Origin of the sequence: Rubripirellula obstinata (genome assembly GCF_001642955.1) — a bacterium.
Taxonomy (GTDB): domain Bacteria; phylum Planctomycetota; class Planctomycetia; order Pirellulales; family Pirellulaceae; genus Rubripirellula; species Rubripirellula obstinata.
The window spans coordinates 1-5,616 of record NZ_LWSK01000200.1 but is presented as its reverse complement, the minus strand read 5'-3'; the positions used below and the strand labels follow the sequence as shown (position 1 = coordinate 5,616).

Sequence of the window (5,616 nt, the reverse complement as noted above, 5' to 3'; positions counted from 1 at the left end):
CTTCCGTCCCTTCGGGACTATTCACCAGCGTTATGATCGCGGATCGATCAACGACAATTTGCATTGATTTGTTCGACTTCCCTTGGGATGAGTGACGACACCAATCCGGCAGTAATTGATACGTCGTCCCCTGCGAAAGGCGACACTAATTTTCTGCTCGTTCCTTAGTCGATCGGTATGCGGCGCAGTCGCAATGCGTTGGCAACAATCACAATGTCGGAACAGACCATCGCTAGAGCCGCCAAAATTGGGTGCAGTTCTTTTAGAAACAGTGGAGCACCTTCGATCCATGCCAGCGCACCAGCGGCGACCGGAATCAACAGGATGTTGTAGGCGAATGCCCAAAATAAATTCTGCTTGATGTTTCGCAGCGTGGAAGCGGACAAACGGATCGCTTTGCTGACCGCCGTCAAATCGCCGCCAAGTAAAGTGATTTCGGCGGACTCAATCGCGACGTCGGTTCCTGTTCCAATCGCAATGCCTACATCGGATTGGGCGAGTGCTGGTGCGTCGTTGATCCCATCACCCACCATCGCGACGACGTGACCCTGGTTTTGCAAATCGCGAACACGGTCGGCTTTCCCCGCGGGAAGTTCCGCTGCGTAAACGTCATCAATGTTGACTTGGTCTGCGATCACGTTCGCTGTGTTCGCGTTGTCACCGGTAATGATTGCCGTTCGCAGGCCCATCGCATGCAAACTTGCAATCGCGTTTGCTGAATCTTGTTTGATTGAATCTGAAACGGCGATCAAACCGACAACTTGCCCATCGATCTCCACGCAAAACACTGTCTTGGCTTGTCGCTGCAACAGATCTTCGGTTGCGCTTTGTTGCGGTGTCTTTGAATTCTGAATCCACGATGATGTGCCAACTCGGACTCGTTTTCCATCGACTTCGCCTGCGACCCCGCGGCCGGGTGTCGCCGAGAAATCGATGCAGTTCATCAGTGCCACGCCACGCATGGACGCTTCGGCAACCACGGCGCGGCCGACAGGATGCTCGCTTGCCTGTTCCGCGGATGCCGCAATCTTCAGTAGTTCGTTCTCGGTGTAGGTCGAATCATCCGCACCAGGAAAAACGATCACGTCACTGACCTTCAAGTCGCCGCGCGAGATCGTGCCGGTTTTGTCAAGCAAAACGTGGGTCACACGGCTGACACGTTGCAGCGATTCGCTGGACTTGAACAGGATTCCATTCTCGGCACCGCGTCCCATTCCGACCATGACAGCCAGCGGCGTTGCTAAGCCCATCGCGCACGGGCAAGAAATGATCAGCACCGCAATCATTCGAAGCATCGCTTGGGTTGCATCGCCGACGATGAAGAACCAAATGCAGAAGGCGGCAACGGCGACCGCCAAAACGATGGGAACAAAAACGGCTGAAATCTGGTCAGCCAATTCCTGAATCGGAGCTTTGGTGGATTGCGCCTTTTCGACTTGCAGGATGATCTGGGCCAGCGTTGTTTCGCTGCCGACCTTGGTGGCCCGCGCGACCAGTATCCCTTCGCGATTGATGGTCGCACCAAACACAGGCTCGCCGATTGTTTTTTCGACCGGCAAACTCTCGCCGGTCAACATGCTTTCATCGACCGCGGAATGACCTTCAATCACACTGGCATCGACAGGGATTTTCTCGCCCGGCCGAACAACAATTTCATCACCCACGATGACTTGTCCGGCGTCAACCTTTACTTCTTTTCCATCGCGACGAACGGTTGCTGTTTTGACCTGCATCCCAAGCAGGTTTTCGATCGCGATCCCGGTTCGATGCTTCGCTCGCGATTCGACCCAGCGACCGACCAGAATTAGCGTGATGATGGTGGCCGATGTTTCAAAGTAAACGTGATCGCCCCACGATCTAATTCCAAACAACCCACCAATCAAAACCGCCAAGCTGTAAAAGTAAGCGGTTGATGTGCTGATCGCGACCAACACGTCCATGTTGGCGTAGCGACGGCGCAACGAAGACAACGCACCAGCATAAAATTGGCGACCGACGATGAACTGGATCGGCGTTGCCAACGCAAGCATCAACCATCCGACCCAGGTCGCATGAGCCCAGTGCGATCCGGTTAGCTTTTCCCACAATCCAAAGTCACGCCCCATGCTGATCGTGAACAAGGGAATCGTTAGCAAGACTCCCAGAACCAGCAGGTTTTGTTGTTGCTTGCGACGTTGGCGGTTCGCCTGCGTTGATTGATTGGAACGGGTCGGTCCGTCAATCACTGGCAGCGTGAAACTAGGCATCGCTTTTCCAGCAAACCGACTTTCCGGGGCAGCTAATTCTGCATCAAAACCGGATTGGCGGATTTCATCAACAATCGTTTCGCTTTCGATCTTTGCCGGATCAAAAGTCACCGCTAGTCGCCCGGATGGGAAGCTAAGCTGAGATGATTCGACCCCAGCAGTCGCCCCCAGGACACGTTCGATCGATTGGGCGCATCCGACACATGTCATGCCAGAAACGGTCAACTCAATGGACTGCATGGGTGCTTTCGGTGCTGCGAATGGTCATTGGAAAGCTTTGATCATTCAAAAACGACGGGCAATTCACGGTGAGGATTGTTCATCATAGCCAGGGATCCAAAAACACGGCAACGAGGTCGGCAGATAACCTTTAACGGTTGTGCGGGTCGATCGGACTCAGACCGGTCGTGATGAAAGAACCGGTTGGGATTAGCGGTGATTGTTGGTCCGATTAACCGATCTCATCAGTGGTGTCACCTATCGCAAGGTAACTATCCGTTCATCGTTTATCTCAAACTGATAACAAGATTTCCGTGAAACTTAGTTCTCTCATCATCGCTGGAACCTTTGCCTGTGGCGTCTCGCTCAACAGCGCCGGCGTGCAAGGTCAATCGATTAGTGAATTCGGTAGTAAGCCGACTCGGTTACCGGCGGTTGGTCAAAGAGTTGGTGGAAGCGTCGCTGAAAGAACTGATCAGCAGGATTTGGGTGGCAGGCAAGCGAAATCGTGGTTGCAGTCCACCACCCCCATGGCTTCCTCGGACAAGGCATGCCAAAAGTTAGAGCAAGCCAAGATCGAATACCATTCCAAGGCTTGGTTATCAGCCGAACAATCCGCCTGGGAAGCGATCTCACTTTTCAGTCAAGCGATCGATCTGCGATCGGGGAATGATGGCAGGGATCGCATTGATGCAGGCGATCGTTTTCGTGTCGCAAAGGATGCAATTCTGGAAGCTCGCGATTTTGGTAGCAGCTACGCAACAACGGACTCTGGATCACTGTTGCGACTCGCCAAATCACATCGTACAAATTTAATCGCCACCGACGATGTCGATGGATTGACTGCCGCGGTGGCCGCGGATCGCTATCTTGATCTGGCTAGGCGAAACCTGGCCCCCATCGCTGCTCGCGATTCTCGTTGTGCGGAGGCCATCGACTTCCTTGCCGCGATTTATCTGGGGCGAAACGAATCGAAGCAACTGCCCGGCGAGACCGCACTGTGTCTGCGTCGCGCGGCTTTGCAGGGACAACCGGACAATGCCGATCTGGCGGCCAGATTGGGAATGCAACTAGCCGACGTCGGATTGGTTGACGAAGCGAAGTGGGCGTTGGAACACAGTTTGCAAATTTATTTCCAGCCTGTCATCGCCAATCGGTTGGCTTCGTTGATGCAGCGCTCTGGCCAAGTTGCAGCCGCGGATCAATGGAGAAACCAAGTCGCCGTGCGTTCACGGTTTCGCGAAGGTGTTCCAGGGGATGCGGCCGACGCTGTGCTAGCGAATTCGAGGCAGTCTTCGACGGTAAAGGAAACACCGCAAGTAGACGTGCCAATCATCACTCAGTTATCGCCAAGTGAATTCGCATCGGTATCCAGGCCTGTGATGCAAGAAGTGTCGGCATCTAATGCTTTGACGCCCAATTCTATGACGCCCAGTGCAGCGACTGCAGCGACTCCGAAAGCAGTGGTTCCTGTTTCGTTCGCCTCGACGCGTTTGGATGAGCTTAACCATTCTCTCCATGCAAAGCCCGCACGAACCGCTGTGATGGAAGAACCCGAGACCAAAGCAAAGAACCCTGTTACGCGTTGGTTCCAATCGATCAAATCACCTTGGAAGAGCGACTCTAAATGAGTGAATGTAAAATCACATCAACGGTGGTTCCAAAGGGTACCGTTTTAGGCCGATCGCTTTTTATCTTGCTCGCAATGCTAGGTAGCTTGGGTTTGGTCGCTGAAACGTCTTTGTTCGTGCCATTGTCTGCTCAGGAAATCCCGTTTCGGGTCGCCAGCAGAAGTACTGCTGAAAGTTCGCTTTCCGTTCCAGCATCAACGCCTACCGCTGGCGACGCAGCGTTGGTGATTGATGACGGCTGCGGATGTCGCAATACGCCCGGTGGATTTCCGTGCCGTGGCGGATGCCAGAAATGCATGGTCGGGGTTGATTGCGCTTGCGGCGAAGGTGCCGAACAACGATGGCGTGACATGCGGCCAATGGCCTTTGACGCGTACGGACCAGGCGGATATGCGGGACCATCAAGACTGGCGCACTTGAGCGAATATCGGTTGCGTCCAGGAGACCAAATCCAAGTCGTCTACTTGATTACTCGGCGACAAAAAGTTGGCCCGTATCGTTTGATGCCCGGTGATGAAGTGTTGATTGAATCGGTCAGCGATGAGGAATTGACTCGCGGTACACTCGAAAATGGATTGGTGATTCAGCCCGACGGAACGATCACTGTTCGAATGCTTGGCCAAGTCCACGCATCGGGAATGACAGTCGAGCAACTCCGCGAGTTTCTGAACGAAGAATACAGTTCGATGTTGAAGGATCCCGCGATCGATGTGACGCCAGTAAAGACCAATACGTTGGCCGAAGACATTCGCAACGCGATTGGTGGCCAGGGCGGTTTTAATCAACAAACATTGACGGTCACCGTGATGCCCGACGGCAAAATTCGCTTGCCAGGCATCGGCGAAGTTTGCGTGCAAGGATTCTCGCTGAACCAGCTAAAACGCGAACTCAATTTGCGCTATGGCGAAGTGGTCGTGGGAATCGATACGGAACCGTTGCTGGTCGCACAGGCTCCTCATTTCGTTCACGTGCTAGGGCAAGTCGGAACACCTGGGCGAATTCAACTTGACGCACCAACAACGGTTCTGGGTGCCATTGCATCGGCCGGTGGTAACCAAGTTGGTGGCAACCTTCGCCAAGTTGTCGTTTTTCGACGAGCGGAAGATTGGCGAATCATTTCAACAATGTTGGATCTGCAGGGGGCGATGCTAGGCAAGCGACCTACGCCGGCTGATGAAATCTGGCTTCGTGATGGCGATGTGATTATTGTTCCCGACAAGCCAATCACGCGGTTCAATAATTGGGCGGCACAGATCTTCACCGATGGTCTGTATCGAATCTTTCCGATTCAGATCGACAACGTGAATTTGTAGGTTCACCGAAACTTGAAGTGGCTCAAGCCTGCGGTTTGCTGCTCTTGAAAGAGCAAGCCGGAAGCCTGCGCCACTGGTGGGTTGGACCGCGACTGTTCTTGCAGATTGCGAACCTACTAAGGAACATGCGACTTTTTATAGTCGCCTTTCGCTCGGGACGTCGCATCAGTTACTGCGCAATAGGCCCGGAGGGCCGGCAGCTCCCTG

The 5,616-nt window shown here is 53.7% G+C and carries 3 protein-coding genes; 2 read left to right on the top strand and 1 reads right to left on the bottom strand.

The window, feature by feature from the left end; all coding sequences use genetic code 11:
- Positions 1-164: 164 nt before the first annotated feature.
- A complete protein-coding gene (locus RC85_RS24585; protein ID WP_068267400.1) occupies positions 165-2,486 on the bottom strand; it encodes a heavy metal translocating P-type ATPase in 2,322 nt (773 codons plus the stop codon).
- 293 nt (positions 2,487-2,779) lie between these two features.
- Between RC85_RS24585 and RC85_RS24580 the strand changes: the two genes are divergently transcribed.
- Together RC85_RS24580 and RC85_RS24575 are read left to right on the top strand one after the other, a co-directional pair.
- Positions 2,780-4,096 (top strand): tetratricopeptide repeat protein, encoded by a 1,317-nt coding sequence (locus RC85_RS24580; protein ID WP_068267397.1) that lies wholly within the window; start codon positions 2,780-2,782, stop codon positions 4,094-4,096.
- Positions 4,093-5,409 carry a polysaccharide biosynthesis/export family protein gene (locus RC85_RS24575; protein ID WP_235033260.1) on the top strand — a complete coding sequence of 439 codons (1,317 nt, stop codon included), beginning with the start codon at positions 4,093-4,095 and terminating at the stop codon, positions 5,407-5,409. The genes RC85_RS24580 and RC85_RS24575 overlap by 4 nt, the downstream gene beginning before the upstream one ends.
- Positions 5,410-5,616: the final 207 nt, after the last annotated feature.

Excerpts from the sequence above, each read along its gene's own strand:
- RC85_RS24585 (WP_068267400.1), bottom strand. The coding sequence starts at position 2,486 with ATGCAGTCCATTGAGTTGACCGTTTCTGGCATGACATGTGTCGGATGC.
- RC85_RS24575 (WP_235033260.1), top strand. The coding sequence starts at position 4,093 with ATGAGTGAATGTAAAATCACATCAACGGTGGTTCCAAAGGGTACCGTT.